The sequence below is a fragment of the Tenacibaculum aiptasiae genome, from assembly GCF_965221665.1.
GTDB lineage: Bacteria > Bacteroidota > Bacteroidia > Flavobacteriales > Flavobacteriaceae > Polaribacter > Polaribacter aiptasiae.
Genome location: NZ_CBDCSN010000003.1, coordinates 213,498 through 238,979, shown reverse-complemented (window position 1 = coordinate 238,979; position 25,482 = coordinate 213,498). Strand labels below are relative to the sequence as shown.

Sequence of the window (25,482 nt, the reverse complement as noted above, 5' to 3'; positions counted from 1 at the left end):
ACCGCATTACATGAAGATAGAAAATACAAAAGCACAAATGCGCAAAGGTGTTTTAGAGTATTGCATCTTATCTATTTTACAGAAAGGAGACGCATACACATCTGAAATACTTTCAACCTTAAAAGGTGCAGAAATGATTGTGGTTGAAGGAACTATTTATCCGTTATTAACTCGCTTAAAAAACGCAGGATTATTAACATATAGATGGGAAGAATCAACCTCTGGACCACCAAGAAAATACTATGTTTTAACAGAAAACGGTGGGATGTTCTTAAAAGAATTAGACAAAACATGGAATAATTTAGTAAATGCAGTAAGCCAAGTAACAAGTACAAAATCAACTAAAAATGAATAAGACAATAAATATAAATTTAGGCGGGTTTTTCTTCCATATAGATGAAACTGCTTATCAAAAACTAAAACGCTATTTAGACGCCATTTCTCGTTCTTTAAGCGATGATCCTCAAGGAAAAAATGAAATCATTTCTGACATAGAAGCACGTATTAGTGAGTTATTATCAGAGAGAATTACTGACGCTCGTCAAGTAGTTAATGAAAGTGATATTGATGAAGTTATTACTATTATGGGACAGCCAGAAGATTATGCTGAAGCTGAAGATAGTTTTAACGATAGCACTTCGTATTCTCAAAGAAGAAACAGAACTAGTAAAAAACTTTTTAGAGATGGTGATGATAAATTTTTAGGTGGTGTTTGTGCTGGTTTAGCTCATTATGCAGGTATAGATGTAATCTGGGTAAGATTATTAACTTTAGTTTTAATGTTTGGAGCTGGATTTGGTTTTATCGCTTATTTTATCCTTTGGATATTATTACCTGAAGCTAAGACCACAACTGAAAAATTACAGATGGAAGGTGAAGCTGTAAATATTGATAACATTGAAAAAAAAATTCGTAACGAGTTTGAAAACCTATCATCAAAGCTAAAAGATGGTGCTAACGACCTATCTGATAAAATTTCAAGTGCAGATTATGAAAAATTAAAGTCTAAAACCTCTTCTGGATTTCAAGATTTTATAGATACAATGGGCAAAATATTACTAGCTGTATTTAAAGTTTTTGGAAAATTCATGGGAGTTTTACTAATCTTTATTGCAGGTATAACAATCATATCATTATTGTTAGGAATATTTTCAATTGGAAGTTTAGAATTTTTGGATATTGATAATGATATGGTTCATTACCCTCCATTTTTCTATGAGTCGACTTTACCTAAATGGTTGTTATCTATTTTCTTATTTGTTTTAATAGGAATTCCATTTATAGTTTTATTTATCTTAGGATTAAGAATTTTATCTCCTAATGTAAAAAAACTAAGCACTCCAGCTATTTTAACTCTATTTGGAGTATGGTTAGTATCATTATTAGCTGTAGGTTTCTCTGGTATAGAATATGCTACAACGCATGCATATAACGGAGCTAAAATAACTAAACATAGTATAACTTATACTAAAGAAGAGCCTTTAAAACTTAGAGTAGTTAATGATGATAACATATATTATAATCATAATTTACGTAATAGAAATAATGCTGTAGGTGTATATGTTAACGATAAAGAAATGAAATATTCTAACGATATCAATATTGATGTTCGTAAGAGTGAAACTGGGAATGCTTATATAGAAATTAAGAAAACATCCGAAGGAAGAAGAAGAAGCAAAGCGAATGATAATGCTGAAACCATTCAGTATAACTTTAAATCTGCCAACAACACTATTGTTTTTGATGCATTCTTTTTAAGTGAATATAAAAACATGTGGAAAGACGAAGAAATTAGAGCTACTTTATTCATTCCAGAAGGTACAACAGTTTATTTTGAAGGATCAACACGTAGATTTTTAGACGATGTTAGAAATACTCAAGATATTTATGATAGAGATATGGCTAATCATCATTTCAAAATGACTTCTAAAGGTTTTGAATGTACAGATTGTGACTATAATAACAATGATAATAACGAAGAAGAAAATGACAGAAATTCAAATAATGACGAAGATATTAGTTTTCTATTCGATAGCACAATTAATGATTTAAAAGCTGAATTTATTATCAGTAAACAAACAACTAAAAATGAATTAGAAAAATTAGTTACATGGTTTAAAAACAAAAGAAACATTGATATTGAAATCATCAATCCGAAATATGATTTAGACAATATGATAGACAAAGTATTGTTAAAAATAAACTGTAACGATGGATACAATGGAGAAATCAGGATTTCTAACAACACTTTAGAAACTATTCCTAAAGGATTTAGAAGACTTTATAACGAAGACGGTCAATTAGCCTTTAAAACTTGGTAACAATTTAAAATAAAAAACTATGGATGCTATTTTCGATTTCTTTTTTAACGGAAACTTTTTTCTAAAAATCTTAACCTATATATATACGTTTTTTATATCGTTTTTTATGAATGGACAGGTTAAAGAAATCCCTAAATACAAACCTGCTGATGTTAATTTACATAACCAAATTGTAAAAATGGATAGTATCTATTTTAATGCTTACAATACATGTGATATGGAAACACAAGCAAATATTATAGATGAAGATATTGAGTTTTTTCATGATAAAGCTGGATTAGCTACTTCTAAAAAAGAACTATTAGAAGCTTTAGAAAAAAATATTTGCGGTAAAGTTACACGTACTTTAATAAAAGGAAGCATAGAAGTATACCCTATTGAGAACTATGGAGCTGTTCAAATAGGATACCATAAGTTTTTTAACAAACAAGAGCCCAACCAAAAATCAATACCAAGCAAATTCATTAATATTTGGAAAAAAGAAAATAATAACTGGAAAATAACAAGAGTTATTAGCCTACATTAAAATATAGTTCACGCTAAAAACATTAGTTCATTAGTTAGCTAACTCTAATGATACTAATACTTGGTTTTATTAGTTTACTAGCCAAAGCTTTACAGCTTTGGCTTTTCTTTTTCAATCTATTTCAGTAAGTAATTAGCTAATATTACTCCAAAGACCACTTGTTTTTTGAAGCTGAGTATACGTTTTTAATAACCCTCTGTGTTCTGGTTTAGACAAGGCTGCGTCTTCTTGTAAAACCTTTATAGCCATTTGCCTTGCTACATGCAAAATGGGACTATCTTTAACTACATCAGCAATTTTTAAATTAAGCACACCACTTTGTTGAGTACCCATAATATTTCCAGGTCCTCGAAGTTTCAAATCTACCTCTGCAATTTTAAATCCATCTGTGGTATCAACCATAGTTTGCAAACGAGTTTTACCGTCTGAAGACAATTTATAACTGGATAATAAAATACAATAACTCTGTTCTGCTCCACGTCCTACTCTACCTCTTAATTGATGCAACTGACTTAAACCAAAACGCTCAGCACTTTCTATGACCATTACCGATGCATTAGGTACATTTACCCCTACCTCAATAACTGTAGTAGCCACCATTATTTGCGTTTCACCATTTACAAAACGATCCATTTCATATTCCTTATCTGCAGGTTTCATTTGACCATGAACAATACTGATTTGATATTTTGGAGAAGGAAAATCGCGAACAATACTTTCATAACCATCCATCAAATCTTTATAATCCATTGCTTCAGATTCTTGAATTAGTGGATATACTACATATGCTTGACGTCCTTTGGCTATTTCATCTTTTAAAAATTTAAAAACTCCTAAACGATTACTATCATATCTATGAACTGTTTTAATCTCCTTACGTCCTGGAGGAAGTTCATCAATTACAGAAATATCTAAATCGCCATACACAGACATTGCCAATGTTCTTGGAATTGGTGTAGCCGTCATTACCAATACATGCGGAGGTAAATCGTTTTTTTGCCACATTTTTGAACGTTGAGCAACCCCAAAACGATGTTGTTCATCAATAATAGAAATACCTAAGTTTTTAAATTGAACTTTATCTTCTAAAATAGCGTGTGTACCAATTAAAATATGTAAAGTCCCATCTTCTAACCCTTGATGAATTTCTCTTCGTTTTTTAGTTTTACTCGAACCAGTTAATAGCTCTACTTTTATAGAAGTTTCCGATAATAATTCAACAATTCCATTATAATGTTGGATTGCCAAAATCTCTGTAGGTGTCATAATGGTAGCTTGATAGTCATTATCAATTGCAATTAGCATCGATAATAAAGCAACAATTGTTTTTCCAGAACCTACATCACCTTGCAATAATCTATTCATATGAGCTCCAGAACCAACATCTTTTCGAATTTCTTTTAGTACTCTTTTCTGAGCATTGGTTAAACTAAAAGGTAAGTGATTATTATAAAAATTCGTAAACTCTTCACCAACATGTTCAAAAACATATCCTTTTATCTTTGATTTTCGTATCAGTTTCTTTTGTAGCAACTGTACTTGAATAAAAAATAGTTCTTCAAACTTTAATCTATATTGAGCTTTTGCTAATAACTCCTGACTCTTTGGAAAATGAATATTTAATAATGACTCTCTTTTTCCTAATAACTGGTTTTCATTTAACATATAAGTTGGAAGCGCTTCTTCAATACTACTATAAACCTGTTGTAACAAGTTTTGAATCATAGTACGCATCATTTTATTGCTAATTCCTTTGTTGGTCAGTTTTTCGGTAGAAGGATATACAGGTTGCATAGACATTTGCAACTTACTTTTATATTCTCTCACTGTTTCCATCTCTGGATGAGGCATGCTAGCACTACCATTATACCAGTTTAGCTTTCCATAAATTACATAAGGAGTATCAATTTTTAAACTATCCTTTATCCATTTAGCTCCCTTAAACCAAACCAATTCAATAGAACCAGTAGCATCATAAAATGTAGCTACTAACCTACTCCCTCTTTTTTGCTTTACAGTTTTAACACCTCTTATCTTCCCAACTATCTGAACTTCTGATGAATTTTGCTGTAGTTGATTAATTGTATAAAATTGAGTTTTATCAATATATCTAAAGGGAAAAAGGCTTAATAAATCATTGCAAGTTCTTATACCTAGTTCAGAATATAACAACTCTGCTCTAGCTACACTAACACCTTTTATATATGTTATTGGATGATTTAAATTCATTAAAAACGAAAATACAAAAAGCCATTAAAATCAACTATCTTTGCACTCTTAAATTCATCAAATGAGATTACATAGAAATTTAGTTTACGCAGTAATAGATAGTTTGCGTGACGTTTTTAATGAAGATGTTTATGCTGATAAAGCTGTAGAGAAAGCATTAAAGAGAGATAAGCGATGGGGAGCACGTGATAGAAAGTTTGTTGCTGAAACAATTTATGACATTGTACGATGGAAACGATTATATGCAGAAATTGCCAATGTAAAGGCTCCATATTCGAGACCAGACCTTTGGCGTTTGTTTGTAGTTTGGTGTGTATTAAGAGGTATTAAATTACCAGATTGGAATCAAATTGAAGAAACTCCAACTAGAAGAATTAAAGGAAAATTTGATGAACTTTCTCAAATTAGAAAATTTAGAGAGTCTATTCCTGATTGGATTGATGAACTTGGAGTTCAAGAATTAGGAGAAGAAGTTTGGACAAAAGAAATTGCTGCTTTAAATAAAAAAGCAGATGTTATTTTACGTACCAACACTTTAAATATATCTAAAGAAAGTTTACAAAAACAATTAAGATCTGAAAATATAGATACTGAATTTGTTAAAGGATGTGATGATGCTTTACGTTTAGTTGAAAGAGCTAATGTATTTAAAACTGAAGCTTTTCATAATGGACTTTTTGAAGTTCAAGATGCTTCTTCTCAGTTAGTAGCTTCTTATTTAGATGTTGAACCAGGTATGAAAGTAGTGGATACTTGTGCTGGAGCTGGAGGAAAAACATTACACTTAGCTTCTTTAATGAAAAACAAAGGGCAAATTATTGCGATGGATATTTATGAAAGTAAATTGAAAAAGCTAAAAATTAGAGCTCGTAGAAACAAAGTCCACAATATTGATACTAAAGTTATCGATTCTACCAAAGTAATTAAAAAATTACACGGAAAAGCCGATAGGGTTTTAATTGATGCTCCTTGTTCTGGTTTAGGTGTTATTCGTAGAAACCCAGATAGTAAGTGGAAATTACAACCTGAATTTTTAGATAATATTAAAGAAGTACAACAAAAAGTTTTACAACAATACTCTAAGATGGTAAAACCTGGAGGGAAATTAGTTTATGCTACTTGTTCTGTTTTACCTTCTGAAAATCAACAACAAGTTGAATTCTTTTTAGCTTCTGACGAAGGGAAAGATTTTACTTTTGTAAAAGATCATAAAGTCTTAGCACATCAATTTGGCTTTGATGGTTTTTACATGGCTTTATTAGAAAGAAAATAAGATTCTAAATATTTTCATATAAAATAAAAAGGCTCGAGATTTCTAAATCTCGAGCCTTTTTTCAATCAACTATTAAAAACTAACTAATCACTAAACTAACTGTTAAGTAATTACACTTATATGACGATAACTTTTTCAAATTGTTACAGTTATTGTTTTTAGTTTAACACAATTTTAAGATTGATTATTTAACTCTTAATTTTTGACCAACCATAATAGTTGCTTTTTTTAAGTTATTTAGTTTTTTTAATTCTTCTACCGATAATTTATAATTCATCGCTACCCTATATAATGTTTCTCCTGATAAAACGATGTGGTACTTAAATTCAACATTTTTTTTCTCTGTTTTATCGTAATATCCATAATCATCGTCGTGATCATGATCATGGTTTAAAACACTAACATCTCCATTATAAAAAGCTTTCTTTTCTTGCTGATTGTGAGCATATCCTAAAATAACTTCCTCTCCTACTTCTATTTTAGATTTAGAAAAACTATTCAACTCATGAAGCTTTGCAATATCAAAACTATATTTTTTTGCTATTGAAATTAAAGTTTCACCCTCTTTTACAACATGAATTATTGTTGGATCAAATACAGTATCTTCTATAGGTTTTAATGCTGGAGTTTTTGGATATCTTTTTGAAATTTTACCTGTTACCAAATTTTTATAAGCTCTTTTTCCATTTTGTTGAATTCTGGTCCATCCTTCTGGTAATCCTTTTTTTTGTGCATAACTATTAATCCCCATCAATAGCAAGAGTATAAAACTCAATTTTATTTTCATTGCTTTATTTTTTAATCCCCTTTTGTTGTTCTTCAAATATATAATAATTTTTAAATTTTGATTTATAGCTCTTTATAAGTATTTTTAGAAATCAACTAACGTAAATTTCAACTTATGACTAATTCAAACAAACCTCAAAAACGATTCTGGGTTATTGCTGTTATTTCTCTACTATGGAATGGTATGGGAGTAAATCAATACTTACAGCAAGCATACAATACCGATGCTTTTAAAGCAATGTACCCTGATGAAAAAGTAATGGAAATGGTACAAAACACACCTTCTTGGGCAATGGCTGCTTTTGCTCTTGCTGTTTTTGGTGGCTTTATAGGTAGTATCTTTTTATTACTTCGTAGAAAACTAGCAAAACCTATGTTTTTAATTTCTTTAGTAGCTATTGTAATACAAATGTTTTACAATCTTTTTATGAGTGGAGCTATGGAAGTTTATGGCCCAGGAGCTGTAATTATGCCTATTATGGTTATTGGCTTTGCTTTATTTATCTTATGGTATACTAAAAGATCTGAAGCTAAAGGGATATTGTCTTAGAAAATTATAAAATATAAAAGCTGTCTTTTACAAGACAGCTTTTTTTTATTCTAGTAAAACAAAAATAAACTCTGCAACACAGGCTGGTTTTTCTTGTCCTTTTATTTCTACTAAGCAATCAAAAGTTAGTTTTTTACCATTGCTAAAATCTTCAATTTCCTTTAAAGAACTGACCAATCTTAATTGACTATTAACTGGGACTGAGTTAGGAAAACGAACTTTATTTAAACCGTAATTCAATCCCATTTTTACACTTTTAATTTCTATTAAATCAGAAATTAACTCAGATAACATCGAAACCGACATAAATCCATGTGCAATAGTTGTTCCCGTTGGTGAGTATTTAGCTGCTTTTTCTTCATCTACATGAATCCATTGTTTGTCTAAAGTAGCATTTGCAAAATCATTTATCATTTTCTGAGTTACTGTAAACCATTCTCCTACTGGTAATGATTTTCCCTTTAAACTATGCAATGCATCTAAATTTTCAAATACTAATTTTTCCATTTGTTATAACTAATTATTTACCAAGTATATCCTTTTTTATTTTTGGTAACTCTAATTCATATTTAACAACAACGGTTCTTATTATTATGATAGCTGCTGCCGATAAAATAAATCGCAAATCTTCATTCAGATTAAAATTACCTAAAATTAAATATATAACTCCTCCTGCCAAACAAGCTGAGGCATAAATTTCTTTTTTAAAGATTAGAGGAACTTTTCTAGTAAGAACATCTCTAATAACTCCTCCAAAAACTGCAGATACCATTCCCATAACTAAAGCTACAAACGGATGCAATTCATAACTCAATCCTTTTTGTAGGCCTAATAAAGTGAACACACTAATTCCAATAGTATCAAACAGAAACATTGTTTTACGCAAAGGAGCTATTTTACTTCTAAATAAAAATGTTACTCCTACAGCAGTTAAAATTGTCCAGATATAATTAATATCACCAATCCAGTTTATAGGATGCGCATTAATTAAAACATCACGTATCATCCCACCTCCTACTGCGGTAACAAAAGCAATAATAATGACTCCAAATACATCGAAGTCTTTTTTCATTGCTACCAATGCTCCACTTATTGCAAAAGCAAAAGTTCCTGCGATATCTATAGCATAAATGATACTCATTTATATATTTATTTCAGAAAATTCAATTTTTAGTTTTCTTTCAACTTCTTTAATATTATTTCTTTCATTATTAAGAATTAATACTAAAGAAACTCCTTTTTTTCCAGCTCTGGCTGTTCTTCCACTTCTGTGTGTATAATATTCTAGTTTTTCTGGCAATTGATGGTGCAATACAAAACCTAAGTTTTGTACGTCAATTCCTCTGGCAGCAACATCGGTAGATACAATAACTTGAAGATTTTCCTTTTTAAAAGCACGCATTACTTTATCACGTTCTTTTTGTTGCATATCTCCTTCTAAAGCTTCAACTGAAAAACCTTCCTCTTTCAACTCTTTTGCTAACTTTTGTGCACCCGCTTTTGTTCTTGAAAAAATGATTCCTCTTTCCGATTGTCTTTTTTCTAAAAACTTAATAATTACATCTACTTTCTCAGGTATTGTAGTTTGTACAAACTGATGAATTATGTTTGCATTTACCAATGAGTTTTTATTTACTTCAACTTGTTTAGCTGAAGCATTCATATATTTTTTAATTATGCTTCTAATCTCATCGGGCATCGTTGCAGAAAACAACCACGTTTTTCTAGTTCCTGAAGTATATTTTAAAATACGATTCAATTCTAATTTAAACCCCATACTCAACATTTCATCAGCCTCGTCAAGTACTAGCATTTTAATATCCTTTAAATTTACCTCACCTCGCTCTATCAAGTCAATTAAGCGTCCAGGTGTAGCTACTATTACATGTGTAGTTCTTTGTAAATTTTTAATCTGGCGATCTATTTTCTCTCCTCCATAAACAGCTTCAACAAAAATTTTACCATCTACATATTTAGTAAACTTAAATAACTGCTTTTTAATTTGCTGAACTAACTCTCTTGTTGGCGATAATATTAAGGCTTGAGTTGTATTTTTTGAAGGATTTATTTTATGTAAAACTGGTAAACCATAAGCTGCAGTTTTTCCTGTTCCAGTTTGTGCTAACCCAATAAAATCTGAGTTGTTTTCTAATAAATATGGTATCGTTTCTTTTTGAACTTCGGTAGGAGTTGTTATCCCTAACTCTTTTAATCCTTTAACATATTCCTTTCGTACTCCTAAAGCTGTAAATGTTGTCATACTATTAATTTATAAGTGCAAAGATATTGCTTATTTTTATCCTAAAAGTAGGTTTGTTACTTCTTTAGTTATTCTTCTAGGTCTTTTCGTTTCTGCATCTAATAAACAAAATGTTGTTTGCGATTTTACAAGTAATAATTCTTCTTTATAAATTTCAAAATGACGCACCGATTTAATACCTTCTGTCTTTCCAACCCAAGTTTTTACAGTTATCTCATCTCCTAAAACTGCTTGATTTTTATAGTCAACTTCATGTCGAATTACAAACCAAACATAATCAGGTTTTGGAACATTTTTTATAAGTTGAGTCCAATGAGCATTTGATGCGTCTTGCATCCATTGCACATAAACTACATTATTCACATGATTATACTCATCAATATCTTTTGATGTTACTATAATTTTTTTTTCGTAAAGATTCATTTAACAAACTTACAAGAATGATGTTAATTATTACTTAAATCTTTGTTTCATTTCTTTCAAGTATGATAATATTTAAGATATTCGAATGCTAGAATTTAATTATGAATAAAATAACCAACAAATTTGGTACTGAAAAAATTAGTAAACTTCTTTTAAAGCAAGCTATCCCCGCTTCTATTGGGATTTTAGTAATGTCTTTAAACATGATTGTAGATACCATTTTTGTTGGTAGGTGGATTAGCGTTATGGCTATTGCCGCTATCACAGTTGTATTACCTATTGCTTTTTTCATTTCTTCTATTGGGATGGGAATTGGAATTGGAGGTAGTTCTATTATATCGAGAGCTCTAGGTAGAAAAGATACTTTTAAAGCTTTTGAAGTTTTTGGAAATCAAATAAGTTTAACAGTTGTTTTATCTATTCTATTTGTTTTAATAGGAACCTTTTTTTGCTTACCTGTTTTACAATTATTTGGTGCTAATGGTAATATTGTAGCTCCGGCTGCGGAGTATTTTCACGTAATCATATGGGGAGTTCCTTTTTTAGCCTTTGCTATGATGGGGAATCCAGTAATTAGAGCCGTTGGCAAACCTAATTACGCTATGTTTACTTTAATATTTCCTGCTATTTCAAATATTGTTTTAGATATTTTATTTATAAAAGTTTTTAACCTTGGAATGTTTGGTGCTGGACTTGCTACATCTATTTCTTATGGAGTTAGTGGTTTATTCGTTTTATGGTTCTTCTTATCAAAAAACACCGAATTAAGAATTATTCCTAAATTCTTTATGATTAATCCAGTAATTTTAAAAGAAATTGTTGCTTTAGGAGGAATTACAGTAGTACGTCAAGGAGTAATTAGTTTACTTATAATTATTTTAAACTTTACATTATTCAAATATGGTGGTGAAATAGCAATTGCTGTTTATGGTATTATAAATAGAGTAATGATGTTTGCACTATTCCCTGTTTTGGGTGTTACACAAGGTTTTTTGCCTATTGCAGGTTATAATTATGGAGCTAATGATTCTGAAAGGGTTAAAGAAACCATTAAAACTTCTATACTATTTGGTACTATTATAGCTTCTGTGATTTTTGTTCTAATTATGTTATTTCCTTCTCAATTGGTAGGACTTTTTACAAACGATAAAGAATTATTAAGTAGTACTCCTAATGCTTTAATTATTGCTTTCCTAGCTACTCCTGTTATTACAACACAATTAATTGGATCGGCTTATTTTCAAGCTGCCGGTAAAGCTTTACCTGCCTTAGTATTAACTTTATTAAAGCAGGGTATTTTCTTAATTCCATTAGTTTATATTTTACCAAGGTTTTATGGAGTAAATGGTGTATGGATGTCGTTTCCAATTGCTGATATTTTATCTACTTTAGTTACTTTCTTTTTCTTACAAAGAGAGATTCGATTAAACCTACAAAATAAAAATTAACACTTCTTTTTAATTCAATATTAAAAAAACACATATCTTTGAAACGTTCATTTCAAATAAATGCCAAAAGTAGAAACATTTAATAAAGAAGAAGCAATAAAGCAAGCTACTGGAGTTTTTCATCGTAAAAGCTACAGTTTGACTTCTATGCAAGATTTGGTAGATGCTACTGGTTTAAACAGATCTAGTATTTACAATTCATTTGGTAGTAAGCTCGATCTTTATATGCTGTGCTTAAAATATTATCAATCAATATTTAAGTGTAATGTTGATGAAGTTACTAGTAAAGCAGCAACTCCAATAAAAGCTATTGAAGCTATTTTTTTATTGAATGTTAGAAACAATATTGATAATAAAAACATAGGTTGCCTTATTAATAATTGTACTTCTGAAATGGCCAATCAGGAAACAGTTATTGAAGGTTTTTTAAATAATAATTATAATAATATGATTCAATTATTAAGAGACCTTATAGAAAAAGGACAGTTAGAAGGTTCTATTAACACTAATAAGTCTTCAGATCAATATGCGCATTACTTACTTAACTCTTTACAAGGCTTAGGTATTTCTGGTATTATAATGAATGATTATAGTCGTTTAGAAAGTATCGTAAAAACAACACTTTCTATATTAAATTAATTTTTTTTAACCCATTTTGAAACGAACGTTTCAAATAAAAACAACTAAACATGAATAAATTACAAAACAAAGTAGCAGTAATAACAGGAGCTAATAGTGGAATTGGATTAGCAACAGCAAAATTATTCTTAGAAAACGGAGCTAAAGTGGTATTAGCAGGAAGAAGAGAAAGCGCTTTAAAAGAGGCCACTACTGATTTAGAAGGTGACTTTATTACTGTAGTAGCTGACGTATCAAAAGATGAAGATAATACACAACTAATAAAAAAAGCTGTTGATAAATATGGGAATATTGACATTCTATTTTTAAATGCAGGTATAGCTCCAGTCACTCCTACTACAGATATCACAGCTGAACATTACAATGAAGTTTTTGATATTAATGTAAAAGGACCAATACTAGCTACAAAAGAAGCTTTACCTTTTATGAATGATAAAGGAAGTATCTTATTTACAAATTCTATAGTACATCAGAAAGGCTTTGATGGACTAGCTGTATATTCAGCAAGTAAAGGAGCATTAAGAGCTTATGCTAGAGTTCTTACTTCAGAAGTAAAATCGAGAGGTATACGTGTAAACTCTATTGCTCCAGGACCAATTGACACTCCTATTTATGGAAAAATGGGATTACCACAAGAGGTAGTAGAAGAAATGGGGAAAGGTTTCGCTACACAAGTACCGTTAGGTAGATTTGGAACTTCGGAAGAAATCGCAAATACTGCATTATTTTTAGCTTCTGATGAAGCATCATTCATTAACGGTGTAGAATTAGAAGTTGATGGTGGTTTAAGCCAAATATAATTCTATAAAAACAAAAAGCTGAGATATATTCTCAGCTTTTTCTTATAATAATGACTCTCCATTTAAATTTGTGGTAAGAATATCACTCATCAAATTAAAATAAGGTCGCAATGCTTTAAATGAATTATCTACTTCTTCTGCAAAATTACTTGACAATACCTCTTCATCAGTAAAGTTTCGGATAGCTATAAAACCTTTCTTTTTAATTAAATCAATAGCTTTATGCTCTTTATCAAATCCTTTGGGAGCTGTTTTTAACTCATCTCCTTCTAATTTCCCTCCAAAATATTTAACAAATTTCTCTTCGGATAAAATTTCTCTAATTTCACTATCATCCAGTTCAAATTCTTTTCTTATTCGAAACAAGTCTTCTTTTTCTGGTTGCCAAAAACCACCTCCTAAAACAGTATCACCTGGCTTTACTTGTAAAAAATAACCTCCTCGTAATTCTTTACCATTTCTTGAATACGAAACTGCAAATCGAGGATTGTAAGGTGTTTTATCTTTTGAAAAACGTACATCTCGATAAATTCGATATATTTTCTGTTTAGCTATATCATCATGCATTTCTAAATTTTCATAAATTTTAGAGAATACATCTTTAGCGTTACCAAGAGAGGCATCGTATAATTTTTTATTCTCAGCAAACCAATCTCTATTATTATTAGCTTCTAATTTTTTTAAAAACTGAAATGTTTGTTTTTCAAATTGCATAAATCCTAAATTAAAAAAATCTAAGGTACAAAAAAACTCTATCGAATTGCTTCAATAGAGTTTGTAATATTATCTTAAAATTGATTACACATTAAATCTGAAGTGCATTACATCTCCATCTTTAACAATATAATCTTTTCCTTCAATTCTCATTTTTCCAGCTTCTTTTACTTTCGCTTCACTACCGTAAGTTTCATAGTCATCAAAAGCAATAGTTTCAGCTCTAATGAAACCTTTTTCAAAATCGGTATGAATAACTCCAGCAGCTTGAGGCGCCGTAGATCCTACAGGAATAGTCCAAGCTCTTACTTCTTTAACACCAGCAGTAAAATATGTTTGTAAATCCAACAATTTATAAGCCGATCTAATTAAACGAGAAACACCAGGTTCTTCTAAACCGATATCAGCTAAAAACATTTGACGCTCTTCATAATCTTCTAATTCAGTAATATCAGCTTCAGTTCCTACTGCTAAAACAATAACCTCAGCATTTTCATGAGCTACAGCTTCTTTTACTTTATTTACATAGTCGTTTCCAGATACAGCTGAATTCTCATCAACATTACATACGTATAAAACTGGTTTTGATGTAATGAACTGTAATGGCTTTACAAACTCCTCTTCTTTTTCTGTAAACTCAATAGAACGAACAGATTTACCTTCTAATAAAGTAGCCTCTACTTTCAATAAAATTTCTAATTCAACTTGAGCTTCTTTATTTCCAGTTTTAGCCGTTCTTTTTACACGCTCTAAACGTTTTTGAACTGTTTCTAAATCTTTTAACTGTAATTCTATATCAATAGTTTCTTTATCTCTAACTGGATCTACAGAATTATCTACGTGTACAATATTATCATTATCAAAGCAACGTAATACATGTAAAATTGCATCAGTTTCTCTAATGTTTGCTAAAAACTGGTTTCCTAACCCTTCTCCTTTACTTGCTCCTTTTACCAAACCAGCAATATCTACAATCTCTACAGTAGCAGGTATTACTTTTTCAGGCACAACTAATTCTTCAAGTTTTTCTAACCTAGCATCAGGTACGTTTACGACTCCTAAATTTGGTTCAATAGTACAAAAAGGAAAGTTTGCACTTTGTGCTTTTGCATTTGATAAACAATTAAACAATGTTGATTTTCCTACATTTGGTAGTCCTACAATTCCAGCTTTCATTCTATTCTTTTATTGAAAATTTTGCGATTGCAAATATACATATTTGGTTTCTATTTTTATCTAATTATCAATTCTGAATTCTCTTAATTTTAGTTTTAAATATATACCCTTTACATTTTTTTTATTTTTTTGTGTACTTTTAACTGCAAACTAACTTCTCTATAATGAAGAATTTATCTGATGAAATCTTATGGAAATCTTTAAAAGATGGAGATTTAAAAGCCTTTGAAGCGCTCTTCAAAAGTTATTATAGTGCGCTTTATTCATATGGTTTAAAAATTTCAAAAGATTCTATTTTAACAGAAGATTCTTTACAAGATTTTTTCATTTACATTTACGAGCACAGACAAAACCTAAGCGATTTAAATAGTATTGCTCCTTATTTATTTGCTTCTTACAGAAGACTGATAATTAAAAAATTACAAAAAAAACAAAAAAGACGTTTTGTTAGAGATATTGATGAGAAAATGGTTGATATTCAATTTACTGTTGAAGAAACATTAATTCACCAAGAATCTGAATCTTTTATAGATAAAAACTTAGCAGTGATTTTAAATAAACTGCCTAAACGACAACGAGAGGTTATTTTTTTAAAATTTCATTGTAATCTTAAAACAGCTGAAATAGCTGACACCATGGAAATTAACTATCAGAGCGTTGTAAACACATTACATAAAGCTTTAAAAAGCTTAAGATATAACATAAAAATTTCTCAATTATTTAATTCGTAAATTTGCCCTCCCAAAAAGAGTATATAATTTATTAGAAACTCTTATTATAGATGCAGGGAAACTTGTTAAGTTAAGAATATGACAAAAAAAACCTTCAATATTATAACAGACTTTATAGAAGATCCTTCTTTTGTAAACTGGGTTAAAAAAGAAAAGCTTTCTGATGAAACTTTTTGGGAATATTGGCTGGAAAACAACCCTGATAAAAGAGAAATTGTTGAAGAAGCTAAGGACATTGTCTTGGGTATTCAATTAAAGAAAACAATTGTTCCAGAAGAAAAAATTGATTTTGAATGGAATAAGTTTAAATCCGCAATAAAAGAAAAGCAAGAAAAAACTACAGTTAAAAAAGAAACAATTTCTAAACCTAATTATAATAAATGGCTAGGTATTGCTGCTAGTTTTATTTTAATTTTAAGTGCTGTTCTTCTTAAACTTTCTGATTCTGGCACTATAACTCATGAAACTGGTTATGGAGAAATTTTAGACTTAAAATTAAAAGACGGAAGTTTAGTTACATTAAATGCAAATTCTTCTCTTTCTTACAAAAAGGGTAATAGTAGAAAAATTTGGTTAAAAGGTGAAGCCTATTTTCAAGTAGACAAAAAACAAACTACCAATGCTAAATTTTGGGTAATTACGGATGATTTAGAGGTTGAAGTATACGGAACTGTTTTTAATGTAAACACTAAAGAAGAAAAAACACAAGTATATTTAGAAGAAGGAAATATATGGTTAGCTTTAAAGAATGGTGATTCTAAAAAAATGATACCTGGCAACTTTATTTCTTATTCTTCTAAAGAAAATAAAATCTTAGTTGAACAAGAAAACATTTCGGCTGAAGAGCAGGTTTCATGGAAGAATGGTACTTTAACATTTAATAATTTATCATTAGAAGATGCTTTAAAAAAGGTTACTGAAACCTATGGTTACGAAGTTATCTTTAAAGACAATGAAAGTAAGCATAGTTTAATTACAGGAACTGTACCTACAACCAATATTGATATTTGCTTACAAGCCATTAAAAAATCGGTAAATGTTGAAATAATTAAAGAAAACAGTAAATTAGTCGTTACTAAAAAATAATTATGTAACCTATTTAATGTCTTTCAATAAACATTTTTTCTTTTTATTACTGCTAATAGGTTTATATTCTACAAAAGTTTTTTCTCAAAAAAAAAGGCCTGTTACTCAACTATTAGACTCATTAAGTAAAAGGCATAATATTCATTTTACTTATAAATCAGATTTACTTAAAAACAAGACAGTCGACTTAAATACTTTTGACAATTTACCTTTAAATAGATCTATTGAATTATTAAAGCAAACTACTTCTTTAACTTTGGATTACTTAGGAAATAATTATTATGTTATCTATGCCAAAGACACTTCAAAATCAAACAATACTTCAGAAGTACAGGATACCTCAACATTAAATCAAATAATTAATGATTCTATTCAAAAAGCTAATAGCATTTTCTTAGTAAAGGGTATTGTATTAAATAAAAAACTACAACCTATTGAAGGAGCTAGTATTGTTGAAAGTAATACACAAAACGGAACCATTAGCCTTTCAGATGGAACATTTTCTCTAGCACTAAAAAATGTAAGTAATCTTATAAGAATTAGTCATGTAGGATACCTTAATCAAACTATTGAGTTTCAAAAAAAACAACTACAAATTATTCTTAAAGACGATTTGTTTTTAGAAGAAGTACATATTGTAGGATCAAGAAATAAAAATAGATCTAAAAAAGATGCACCTGTTGCTACTGACATTATTAATATTGATAAGACAATAGATAATAGTGGACTCACAGAGGTTAATGAACTCTTAGAGTTTGCTGTCCCATCTTTTAACGCTACTAAACAATCGGGGGCCGATGGTGCTGATCATATTGTTCCAGCAACTTATAGGGGGTTAGGACCAGATCAAACCTTAGTATTAATTAACGGTAAAAGAAGACACCAAGCTTCTTTAATAAATTTATACGGAACAAGAGGAAGAGGAAACTCTGGCACCGATTTAAACGCTATTCCTAGTTCGGCCATCAAACGCATAGAAATTTTAAAAGATGGTGCTTCAGCCCAGTATGGTTCAGATGCCATTGCTGGAGTTATTAATGTTGTTTTAAAAGACACTACTAATATTTTATCGGCCAATACAACTTTTGGCTTTCATAATGCAAATCCAAGCATTCAAAATATAGCACCTATAAATACCATAGATGGTCTTACCTATAAAGTAGATGTAAACTATGGCTTCAAAATAAAAGAGAAAGGATTTATCAACTTTAGTACAGAATTTCTATCAAAAGACCACACATTTAGAGCTCCAACTGAATTAAGACAAAAATATGGAGAAGCAGCTTCTCAAAATGTTAGTTTATTTTTTAATTCTGAAGTTCCTATCAAGGAAAATATTTCATTTTATGCTTTTGGAGGTTATAACTATAGAAATACAGAAGCTTTTGCTTTTTCTCGAGATGCTGATAGTGAAAGAAATGTTTTAGCTATTTACCCAAATGGTTTTAATCCTTTAATTACCTCTGATATTTCAGACAAATCTATGTCTGTAGGTATCAAAACAAACTTTAAAAATTGGAATATTGACTTTAATAACACCTATGGAAGTAATAACTTTCATTACACTATTAAGGAAACCTTAAATGCTACATTACAAGAAAACTCTCCTACAGAATTTGATGCTGGTGGGCATCAATTAATGCAAAATACCACCAGTATAGATTTCTCTAGATATTTTATGCAGTCATTAAAAGGTATAAATGTTGCTTTTGGTTTTGAGCATAGAATTGAAAACTATCAAATATTTGCAGGAGAAGAAAGTTCTTACAGTGCTTACGATATAAACGGAAATCTTGTAAATTCTCAAACTCCAAACTCAGACTTAGTAACTTATAACGGTTTTGTAAGACCGGGAGGATCACAAGGTTTTCCTGGATACTCCCCCATGAATGAAGTCAATGAAGACAGAACCAATTTTAGTTTCTATATTGATACTGAGTTTGACTTTACAAGAAAGTGGATGTTAGCCACTGCTATTCGATATGAATATTATAATGATTTTGGCAGCACATTAAATACCAAACTTGCTACTCGAATAAAATTATCTCCTAACATAAACATACGAAGTTCTTTTAGTACAGGTTTCAGAGCTCCTTCTTTAGCTCAAATTTATTATAATTTAACTTTTACAAACTACTTAGGAAATTTACCCGTTGAATCTTTATTAGTAGCTAACAACAATCCAATCACACAAAAACTAGGAATTGATAAACTCAAAGAAGAAAAAGCGATAAACACTAGTTTCGGTTTTGCTGCAAATTATAAAGACTTTAGTTTTTCTGTAGATTCTTATTATGTTTCTATTAAAGATAGAATTATTTTAAGTGGTATTTTCGATGCCACTAATTTAGGTGTAGGTAATGTAGATAACATACAGTTTTTTGCCAATGGAGTTGATACAGAAACTGTAGGTTTGGATTTAAAAGCTAGATGGTTTAAAAAAATTGGAGGTTCAAAATTATCCATAAACTTTAATGGAAATATTAATAGAATGTCTATTAGTAAAATTAAACATCGAAATTTAGACAAAGAAACTTTCTTTGGAATTAGAGAACAACATTTCCTATTAGCCTCTGCTCCTAAAAGTAAATTCAACTTAGGTATAAATTATCAAAAAAATAAGTTTAGTTCTAATTTGAATATCACAAGATACAGTGGCTTAAAACTTATTGATTGGCAAATTCAAGAACCTATTTATTATTTTAATAATTCTGAAGAAGAGAGAATTGCTGCGGCTACAGATATCTATGAACCCAAATATACCGTTGACATTAATTTTAGATATCAATTATTTAATTTTTTAAACTATCAATTAGGAATTAATAACTTATTTAACACCTACCCTACTGTTCAAGGAAGCCATGTAGATAGTGGAGGTTTATGGGATGCTACTCAAATGGGAACAAACGGTACATTTTTCTATACTAAACTAAATTTTAAACTTTAAAATATTTTTTTCATAAAAAAGGAGTATAAAAAAACAAACTCTACTTATTAATAGTATAACGTACAACTCAATTAAGAACAAACTTCTTAAACAACTAACGTTTTTTCTATTAATCAATCATATATTCATGAAAAAAATTACATTACTAATTTTCACTATACTATTTACTAGTGTTACTTGGGCTCAAACAAAAATAACTGGGTCAATAAAAGATACTAATAACAATCCATTGCCTGGAGCAAACATTTTAGAAAAAGGAACTTCTAATGGAACTAGCTCAGATTTAGATGGGAATTTTAATTTAACAGTTAAAGATGGAGCAATATTAATTATTAGTTTTTCTGGTTTTGAAACCAAAGAAGTCCCTGTAAATGGAAAAACTAGTTTTAATATTACTTTAAATGAAGGATTACAATTAGATGAAGTAATCATAGTAGGTTCAAGAAATGCTAAAAGAACTGCTGTTGATACTCCTGTACCTGTAGATATTATTGATGTACAAGATCTAGCGACTAAAAATGGTAAGGTTGAAGTAAATGACATTTTACAATTCGCTGCTCCTTCATTTAATGCTACTAAGCAATCTGGTTCAGATGGAGCTGACCATATAGTTCCAGCATCATTACGTGGTTTAGGCCCTGATCAAACATTGGTTCTTATTAACGGAAAAAGACGTCATCAATCATCATTAGTAAATATTTTCGGTACAAGAGGACGTGGAAATTCTGGAACAGATTTAAATGCTATTCCTGCGGCTGCAATAAAACGAATTGAAGTATTACGTGACGGTGCTTCTGCTCAATATGGTTCAGATGCTATTGCTGGGGTTATCAATATTGTTTTAAAGGATAACACAGACGGAGTAACTGGAAGTTTCGGATATGGAGTATACAGTACAAACGTTGGTAGTGGTTGGGAAGCTGCAACAGGAGAAACTTTATACAATGTAAATGGTAAAAACAGATTAGATGGAAAAGATAAAAGTTTTGATGGAGGTACCTTTAAATTTGACTTAAACTATGGAGCTAAATTAAATGACAGAGGTGGTTTTGTTAATTTCACTACTGAATTGTTATCGAAAGATAGAACCTTAAGACCAGGGTTTTCATGGAGAAAAGGATATGGTAGCGCAGCTATTGATGGTTTTAACTTCATGGTAAATTCTAGTTTACCTATTAACGACAACACAGAAGTTTATGCTTTTGGAGGTAGAAACTTTAGAGATACTGATGCTTATGCTTTTTCTAGAAGTAGTTTTGCTGATGGAGATAATAGATCTGTTCCTAGTTTATATCCAAATGGATTTACTCCTAGAATTACCTCTAATATTACAGATATTTCTATTTCTGCGGGTATTAAACACAAATTGAACAATGGATGGGAAGTAGATTTTAATAATACTTATGGAGAAAATAAATTCCATTACTTTATAAAAGATTCAAATAATGCTTCTTTAAAAGATGCTTCTCCTACAGATTTTGATGCCGGAGGTCATAGTTTATCACAAAATACCACAGGTATTAATTTTACTAAATACTTAGAAAATACTTTAAGTGGTATCAATTTAGCTTTTGGTATCGAATATAGAACTGAAAACTTTATTATATTTTCAGGTGAAGAGGCTTCTTACGGACTTTATGACAACAACGGTGTTTTAATCACAAATCCTGCTACTCAAACCGTAGCTACCGATAGTAATGGAAACGATTTACCTGGAGGTTCTCAAGGATTCCCTGGATATAGTCCAGATAATGAAATTGACAGGTCTAGAAGTAATGTAGGTATGTACTTCGACTCAGAATTTAATTTTTCAGAAAAGTTTTTAGTAGGAGCTGCTCTTAGATATGAAGATTATAGTGACTTTGGAAGTACTTTCAATTTTAAACTAGCTTCTAGATTTAAAGCTAGTAAAAACTTAACTTTCAGAGGATCTATTTCATCAGGATTTAGAGCACCTTCATTAGCTCAATTATATTACAACTTAAAGTTTACAAATATTGTTAATGGACAATCTTTACCATCTTTATTGTCTGCTAATAATAGTACTGTTACAAGAGCTTTTGGTATTCAACAATTAAAAGAAGAAAAAGCTTTTAATACAAGTTTAGGTTTCACATATAAAATTGGTGGATTTACTGCTACTATTGATGCTTATTCTATTACTGTAGACGATAGAATTATTTTAACTGATAATTTTGATGCTTCAAGTTTGAACTTAGGAGTTGATGCTGCTCAATTCTTTGCAAATGGTGTAGATACAAAAACACAAGGTTTAGATATTGTATTAAACTATAAAAAGAGTTTTAATGATCATAAAATTAATATTGGTTTAGTAGGAAACTTCAACGATACAAAAATCAAAAGCATAAATACTCCTACAACTTTACAAACAACCTTAGGGTTAAGCGCTGAAGAAGCTGAACTAACGTTCTTTAGTCCTTTCTCTCAAGCTTATTTAAGAGCTTCAGCACCTGATCATAAATTTAATTTAAACTTAGGATACTCCTATAAAAAATTCGATACTAATTTAACTTTTACAAAATTTAGTGAAGTACAATTATATGATTTCCAATGGGTAGATACTCCCCCAAAATCACAAGCAGACGTTGCTGCTTTATTAGATCCTGCAAAAGGTTCAGTAGATACTTATGAATCAGCTATTACAACCGATTTAAGTTTTAGTTACGCTTTTACAGATAAGTTAAAATTTACCATTGGAGGTAATAATATTTTCAATGTATATCCTACTCCACAATTTGATGGATGGACTGACCAAGGAGGTTTGGCAGACTCTGTTCAAATGGGCTCTGATGGAGCTTACTTCTTTGCGAGATTAGGTTTTAAATTATAATCCCCACTTTTCATTTACTTGAGTTATTTTATGTAATGAAAAACACCCAAACTAGTTAGTTTGGGTGTTTTGTATATATTTACTGAACAAGCAATGAATTATTCATTATGCATGAAACTTTGTTTTGCTAATAATTCTTCTTCAGTTTCTACATTATCATCATCAGGAACACAACAATCTACAGGACAAACTGCAGCACACTGAGGTTCTTCATGAAATCCTTTACATTCTGTACACTTATCAGCTACGATATAATAAATTTCATCAGATATAGGTTCTTGTTCTTCATCTGCATTAGCATTTTTACCATTAGGTAACACTATATCTCCTTCCAAATCAGTACCGTCTGCATACTTCCAATCTTCAGCTCCTTCGTAGATAGCTGTATTTGGACATTCTGGTTCACATGCACCACAATTTATGCATTCATCAGTTATTATAATTGCCATAATTAATCTGTTTCAGTTTTTGTAACTTTGCAAGCGCAAAAATAGTTCCAAATTAATTTAGAAACAAAATAAATGGATACAATCCAAAATAGAATCGCTGCTTTTGTAAAATTAGGAGAATTTTTAGGTCAATTCACTCAAAAGAATGTAGCACAAAAAGATACAGTTAAATTTAACGACATTTTTTTTGATGGTTTTAAACATCAATTAAAAATTGCTGGAGAAAATAATACTTGGTTTACTAAAGATCATTTATTATTCGCTACCGAAAATTGGTCTAAAGCATTAACTGAAACTTCTATACAAAAATGGATTTCTAATGAAAAGTTAGGTCATAATGAAACTAAACAAGTTGCTATTATTATGGCTGGGAATATTCCTTTAGTTGGATTTCATGACTTCTTATCTGTTTTAATAGCTGGACATTCTGTTTTAGTAAAACAGTCTTCTAACGATAAGCACTTATTACCTTTTTTAGCTAAATATTTAGAATTTGTTGAACCTGAGTTTAAAGGTAAAATTACTTTTACTGAACAAAAATTAACTGATTTTGATGCTGTAATAGCAACAGGAAGCAACAATACTGCTCGTTATTTTGAATACTATTTTAAAGACAAACCTAGTATTATCAGAAAAAACAGAAACTCAGTTGCTATTTTAACAGGAAATGAAACTAAGGAAGATTTTGAAAAATTAAGTGAGGATGTTTTCCGTTATTTTGGATTAGGGTGTCGTTCTGTTTCTAAATTATTTGTTCCTAAAAACTATGATTTCGATTCATTTTTCAAAGGAATGTACAATAAACATGAAATCATTAACAATGTTAAATATGCTAATAACTACGATTATAACAAAGCGGTATATTTAATGAGTGAATTTGATATTTTAGAAAATGGGTTTCTTATGATTAAAGAAGATCAAAGCTATGCCTCTCCTATTGCTTCAGTTTTTTATGAATATTATGAAAATGCTGATGATTTAAAAATCAAACTTTGGGAAGATAAAGATCAGATTCAATGTGTAGTTGCTAACAATTTTATTGATAATGAAATTGCATTTGGCCAAACACAACACCCTCAATTATGGGATTATGCAGATGGTATAAATACTCTTGAATTTTTAGCAAAAATTTAAAGATTAAACTCTATAAATTTGCACCTTTGCTATTAACAAACACAACTACAAAATGAAAAAGCATAACTTTAGCGCAGGACCATGTATTTTACCAGAAGAAGTTTTAAAAAAAGCTTCTGAAGCGGTTATAAATTTTAATAACGATAATTTATCATTAATTGAAATATCGCATAGAAGTAAACCTTTTGTTGATGTTATTGAAAATGCAAGAAGTTTAGTTTTAGAATTATTAGGCCTTGAAAATAAAGGATACAAAGCTTTATTCTTACAAGGAGGTGCCAGTAATCAGTTTTTAATGACAGCTTATAATTTACTAAATAAAAAAGCTGCCTATTTAAATACAGGAACTTGGAGTTCTAAAGCAATTAAAGAAGCAAAGTTATTTGGAGAACTAGTTGAAGTAGCCTCTTCAAAGGATGAAAACTTTAATTATATTCCTAAAAATTATACAATTCCTACCGATGTAGATTATTTTCACTGTACTAGTAACAATACTATTTACGGAACGCAAATGAAAACTTTTCCTAAAACTAATGTGCCTTTAGTTTGTGATATGAGTTCAGATATTTTTTCACGTCAATTAGATTTTTCAAAATTTGATTTAATCTATGCAGGAGCACAAAAAAATATGGGCCCAGCGGGTACTACATTAGTTGTTGTAAAAGAAGATATATTAGGGAAAGTAGAAAGAATTATTCCTTCAATGTTAAACTACCAAGTATTTATTGATAAAGAAAGTATGTTTAATACACCACCTGTATTTGCAGTTTATACTTCTATGCTAACATTAGAGTGGTTAAAAGATTTAGGAGGAATAGAATTTATTGAAAAAGTAAATCAGCAAAAATCAGCACTTTTATATAATGAGATTGATCGCAATCCTTTATTTAATGGTAATGTAGCAAAAGAAGACAGAAGTCATATGAATGCTACTTTTACTCTAGCTGATGAAAAATTAACAGAAAAGTTCAATACTATGTGGCATGAAGCTAATATAAATGGTTTAAATGGTCATAGAAGTGTTGGTGGATATAGAGCAAGCATGTACAATGCATTACCCTTATATAGTGTGCAAGCTTTGGTAGATGTAATGCAAGAACTAGAAAGAACAGCATAAAAAGTTATTGGAAAAATTAGGT

23 protein-coding genes are annotated in these 25,482 nt (G+C 29.9%); 14 read left to right on the top strand and 9 right to left on the bottom strand.

The window, feature by feature from the left end:
• Positions 1-10 precede the first annotated feature (10 nt).
• Genes ACOQN8_RS12805 through ACOQN8_RS12795 form a run of 3 tightly spaced genes read left to right on the top strand, consistent with a single transcriptional unit; the run spans position 11 to position 2,847 of the window.
• Positions 11-355, top strand: coding sequence for a PadR family transcriptional regulator (locus ACOQN8_RS12805; protein ID WP_150899139.1), 345 nt, complete (start codon positions 11-13; stop codon positions 353-355).
• Entirely contained in the window at positions 348-2,321 is a 1,974-nt protein-coding gene (locus ACOQN8_RS12800) for a PspC domain-containing protein (protein ID WP_420552979.1), read from the top strand. The genes ACOQN8_RS12805 and ACOQN8_RS12800 overlap by 8 nt, the downstream gene beginning before the upstream one ends.
• 19 nt (positions 2,322-2,340) lie before the next feature.
• Positions 2,341-2,847, top strand: a complete 507-nt coding sequence (locus tag ACOQN8_RS12795; RefSeq protein ID WP_420552978.1) for a nuclear transport factor 2 family protein — start codon at positions 2,341-2,343, stop codon at positions 2,845-2,847.
• Positions 2,848-2,979: 132 nt separating this feature from the next.
• Here ACOQN8_RS12795 and recG read toward each other — a convergent pair whose 3' ends face one another.
• Entirely contained in the window at positions 2,980-5,076 is a 2,097-nt protein-coding gene (gene recG / locus ACOQN8_RS12790) for an ATP-dependent DNA helicase RecG (RefSeq protein ID WP_420552977.1), read from the bottom strand.
• A 61-nt stretch (positions 5,077-5,137) separates the two neighbouring features.
• Between recG and ACOQN8_RS12785 the strand changes: the two genes are divergently transcribed.
• Positions 5,138-6,349 carry an RsmB/NOP family class I SAM-dependent RNA methyltransferase gene (locus tag ACOQN8_RS12785; protein WP_420552976.1) on the top strand — a complete coding sequence of 404 codons (1,212 nt, stop codon included), beginning with the start codon at positions 5,138-5,140 and terminating at the stop codon, positions 6,347-6,349.
• A gap of 184 nt (positions 6,350-6,533) precedes the next feature.
• Here the strand turns inward: ACOQN8_RS12785 and ACOQN8_RS12780 are convergent, their stop codons facing one another.
• Positions 6,534-7,136, bottom strand: a complete 603-nt coding sequence (locus tag ACOQN8_RS12780; RefSeq protein WP_420552975.1) for a LysM peptidoglycan-binding domain-containing protein — start codon at positions 7,134-7,136, stop codon at positions 6,534-6,536.
• 114 nt (positions 7,137-7,250) lie between these two features.
• On the opposite strand from ACOQN8_RS12780, the gene ACOQN8_RS12775 reads away from it, so the two are divergent.
• Complete coding sequence (locus ACOQN8_RS12775) at positions 7,251-7,685, top strand: hypothetical protein (protein WP_150899144.1); 435 nt, start codon at positions 7,251-7,253, stop codon at positions 7,683-7,685.
• A 45-nt stretch (positions 7,686-7,730) separates the two neighbouring features.
• On the opposite strand, the gene ACOQN8_RS12770 is transcribed toward ACOQN8_RS12775, so the two are convergent.
• Genes ACOQN8_RS12770 through ACOQN8_RS12755 form a run of 4 tightly spaced genes read right to left on the bottom strand, consistent with a single transcriptional unit; the run spans position 7,731 to position 10,368 of the window.
• The gene (locus ACOQN8_RS12770; RefSeq protein ID WP_420552974.1) at positions 7,731-8,192 is read right to left on the bottom strand and encodes a MaoC family dehydratase; all 462 of its coding nucleotides are present in this window, start codon (positions 8,190-8,192) and stop codon (positions 7,731-7,733) included.
• Positions 8,193-8,205: 13 nt separating this feature from the next.
• The gene (locus tag ACOQN8_RS12765) at positions 8,206-8,826 is read right to left on the bottom strand and encodes a trimeric intracellular cation channel family protein (protein ID WP_150899146.1); all 621 of its coding nucleotides are present in this window, start codon (positions 8,824-8,826) and stop codon (positions 8,206-8,208) included.
• Positions 8,827-9,945, bottom strand: coding sequence for a DEAD/DEAH box helicase (locus ACOQN8_RS12760; RefSeq protein WP_235273995.1), 1,119 nt, complete (start codon positions 9,943-9,945; stop codon positions 8,827-8,829).
• A 36-nt stretch (positions 9,946-9,981) separates the two neighbouring features.
• Positions 9,982-10,368 carry an acyl-CoA thioesterase gene (locus ACOQN8_RS12755; protein ID WP_150899148.1) on the bottom strand — a complete coding sequence of 129 codons (387 nt, stop codon included), beginning with the start codon at positions 10,366-10,368 and terminating at the stop codon, positions 9,982-9,984.
• Positions 10,369-10,469: 101 nt separating this feature from the next.
• On the opposite strand from ACOQN8_RS12755, the gene ACOQN8_RS12750 reads away from it, so the two are divergent.
• Genes ACOQN8_RS12750 through ACOQN8_RS12740 form a run of 3 tightly spaced genes read left to right on the top strand, consistent with a single transcriptional unit; the run spans position 10,470 to position 13,255 of the window.
• Complete coding sequence (locus tag ACOQN8_RS12750) at positions 10,470-11,816, top strand: MATE family efflux transporter (protein ID WP_420552973.1); 1,347 nt, start codon at positions 10,470-10,472, stop codon at positions 11,814-11,816.
• Positions 11,817-11,876: 60 nt separating this feature from the next.
• Positions 11,877-12,455, top strand: a complete 579-nt coding sequence (locus tag ACOQN8_RS12745) for a TetR/AcrR family transcriptional regulator (RefSeq protein ID WP_420552972.1) — start codon at positions 11,877-11,879, stop codon at positions 12,453-12,455.
• 50 nt (positions 12,456-12,505) lie between these two features.
• On the top strand, positions 12,506-13,255 hold the full coding sequence (locus ACOQN8_RS12740) for an SDR family NAD(P)-dependent oxidoreductase (RefSeq protein WP_420552971.1): 750 nt from the start codon (positions 12,506-12,508) through the stop codon (positions 13,253-13,255).
• A 42-nt stretch (positions 13,256-13,297) separates the two neighbouring features.
• Here ACOQN8_RS12740 and ACOQN8_RS12735 read toward each other — a convergent pair whose 3' ends face one another.
• Both ACOQN8_RS12735 and ychF read right to left on the bottom strand, forming a co-directional pair.
• Positions 13,298-13,969 (bottom strand): DUF2461 domain-containing protein, encoded by a 672-nt coding sequence (locus ACOQN8_RS12735; protein ID WP_150899152.1) that lies wholly within the window; start codon positions 13,967-13,969, stop codon positions 13,298-13,300.
• Positions 13,970-14,053: 84 nt separating this feature from the next.
• A complete protein-coding gene (gene ychF, locus ACOQN8_RS12730; protein ID WP_272148703.1) occupies positions 14,054-15,145 on the bottom strand; it encodes a redox-regulated ATPase YchF in 1,092 nt (363 codons plus the stop codon).
• A 164-nt stretch (positions 15,146-15,309) separates the two neighbouring features.
• Here ychF and ACOQN8_RS12725 point away from each other — a divergent pair, with 164 nt between their 5' ends.
• The 4 genes from ACOQN8_RS12725 (at position 15,310) to ACOQN8_RS12710 (ending at position 22,760) form a co-directional block, all read left to right on the top strand.
• The gene (locus ACOQN8_RS12725; RefSeq protein ID WP_420552970.1) at positions 15,310-15,876 is read left to right on the top strand and encodes an RNA polymerase sigma factor; all 567 of its coding nucleotides are present in this window, start codon (positions 15,310-15,312) and stop codon (positions 15,874-15,876) included.
• A 78-nt stretch (positions 15,877-15,954) separates the two neighbouring features.
• The gene (locus ACOQN8_RS12720; protein ID WP_420552969.1) at positions 15,955-16,962 is read left to right on the top strand and encodes a FecR family protein; all 1,008 of its coding nucleotides are present in this window, start codon (positions 15,955-15,957) and stop codon (positions 16,960-16,962) included.
• 16 nt (positions 16,963-16,978) lie between these two features.
• On the top strand, positions 16,979-19,909 hold the full coding sequence (locus ACOQN8_RS12715; RefSeq protein ID WP_420552968.1) for a TonB-dependent receptor: 2,931 nt from the start codon (positions 16,979-16,981) through the stop codon (positions 19,907-19,909).
• Positions 19,910-20,036: 127 nt separating this feature from the next.
• On the top strand, positions 20,037-22,760 hold the full coding sequence (locus ACOQN8_RS12710) for a TonB-dependent receptor (protein ID WP_420552967.1): 2,724 nt from the start codon (positions 20,037-20,039) through the stop codon (positions 22,758-22,760).
• A 98-nt stretch (positions 22,761-22,858) separates the two neighbouring features.
• Here ACOQN8_RS12710 and ACOQN8_RS12705 read toward each other — a convergent pair whose 3' ends face one another.
• Complete coding sequence (locus tag ACOQN8_RS12705) at positions 22,859-23,209, bottom strand: 4Fe-4S dicluster domain-containing protein (RefSeq protein WP_150899158.1); 351 nt, start codon at positions 23,207-23,209, stop codon at positions 22,859-22,861.
• A 72-nt stretch (positions 23,210-23,281) separates the two neighbouring features.
• Between ACOQN8_RS12705 and ACOQN8_RS12700 the strand changes: the two genes are divergently transcribed.
• The gene (locus tag ACOQN8_RS12700) at positions 23,282-24,343 is read left to right on the top strand and encodes an acyl-CoA reductase (RefSeq protein WP_420552966.1); all 1,062 of its coding nucleotides are present in this window, start codon (positions 23,282-23,284) and stop codon (positions 24,341-24,343) included.
• Between the two features lie 52 nt (positions 24,344-24,395).
• Positions 24,396-25,460 (top strand): 3-phosphoserine/phosphohydroxythreonine transaminase, encoded by a 1,065-nt coding sequence (gene serC, locus ACOQN8_RS12695; RefSeq protein ID WP_420552965.1) that lies wholly within the window; start codon positions 24,396-24,398, stop codon positions 25,458-25,460.
• Positions 25,461-25,482: the final 22 nt, after the last annotated feature.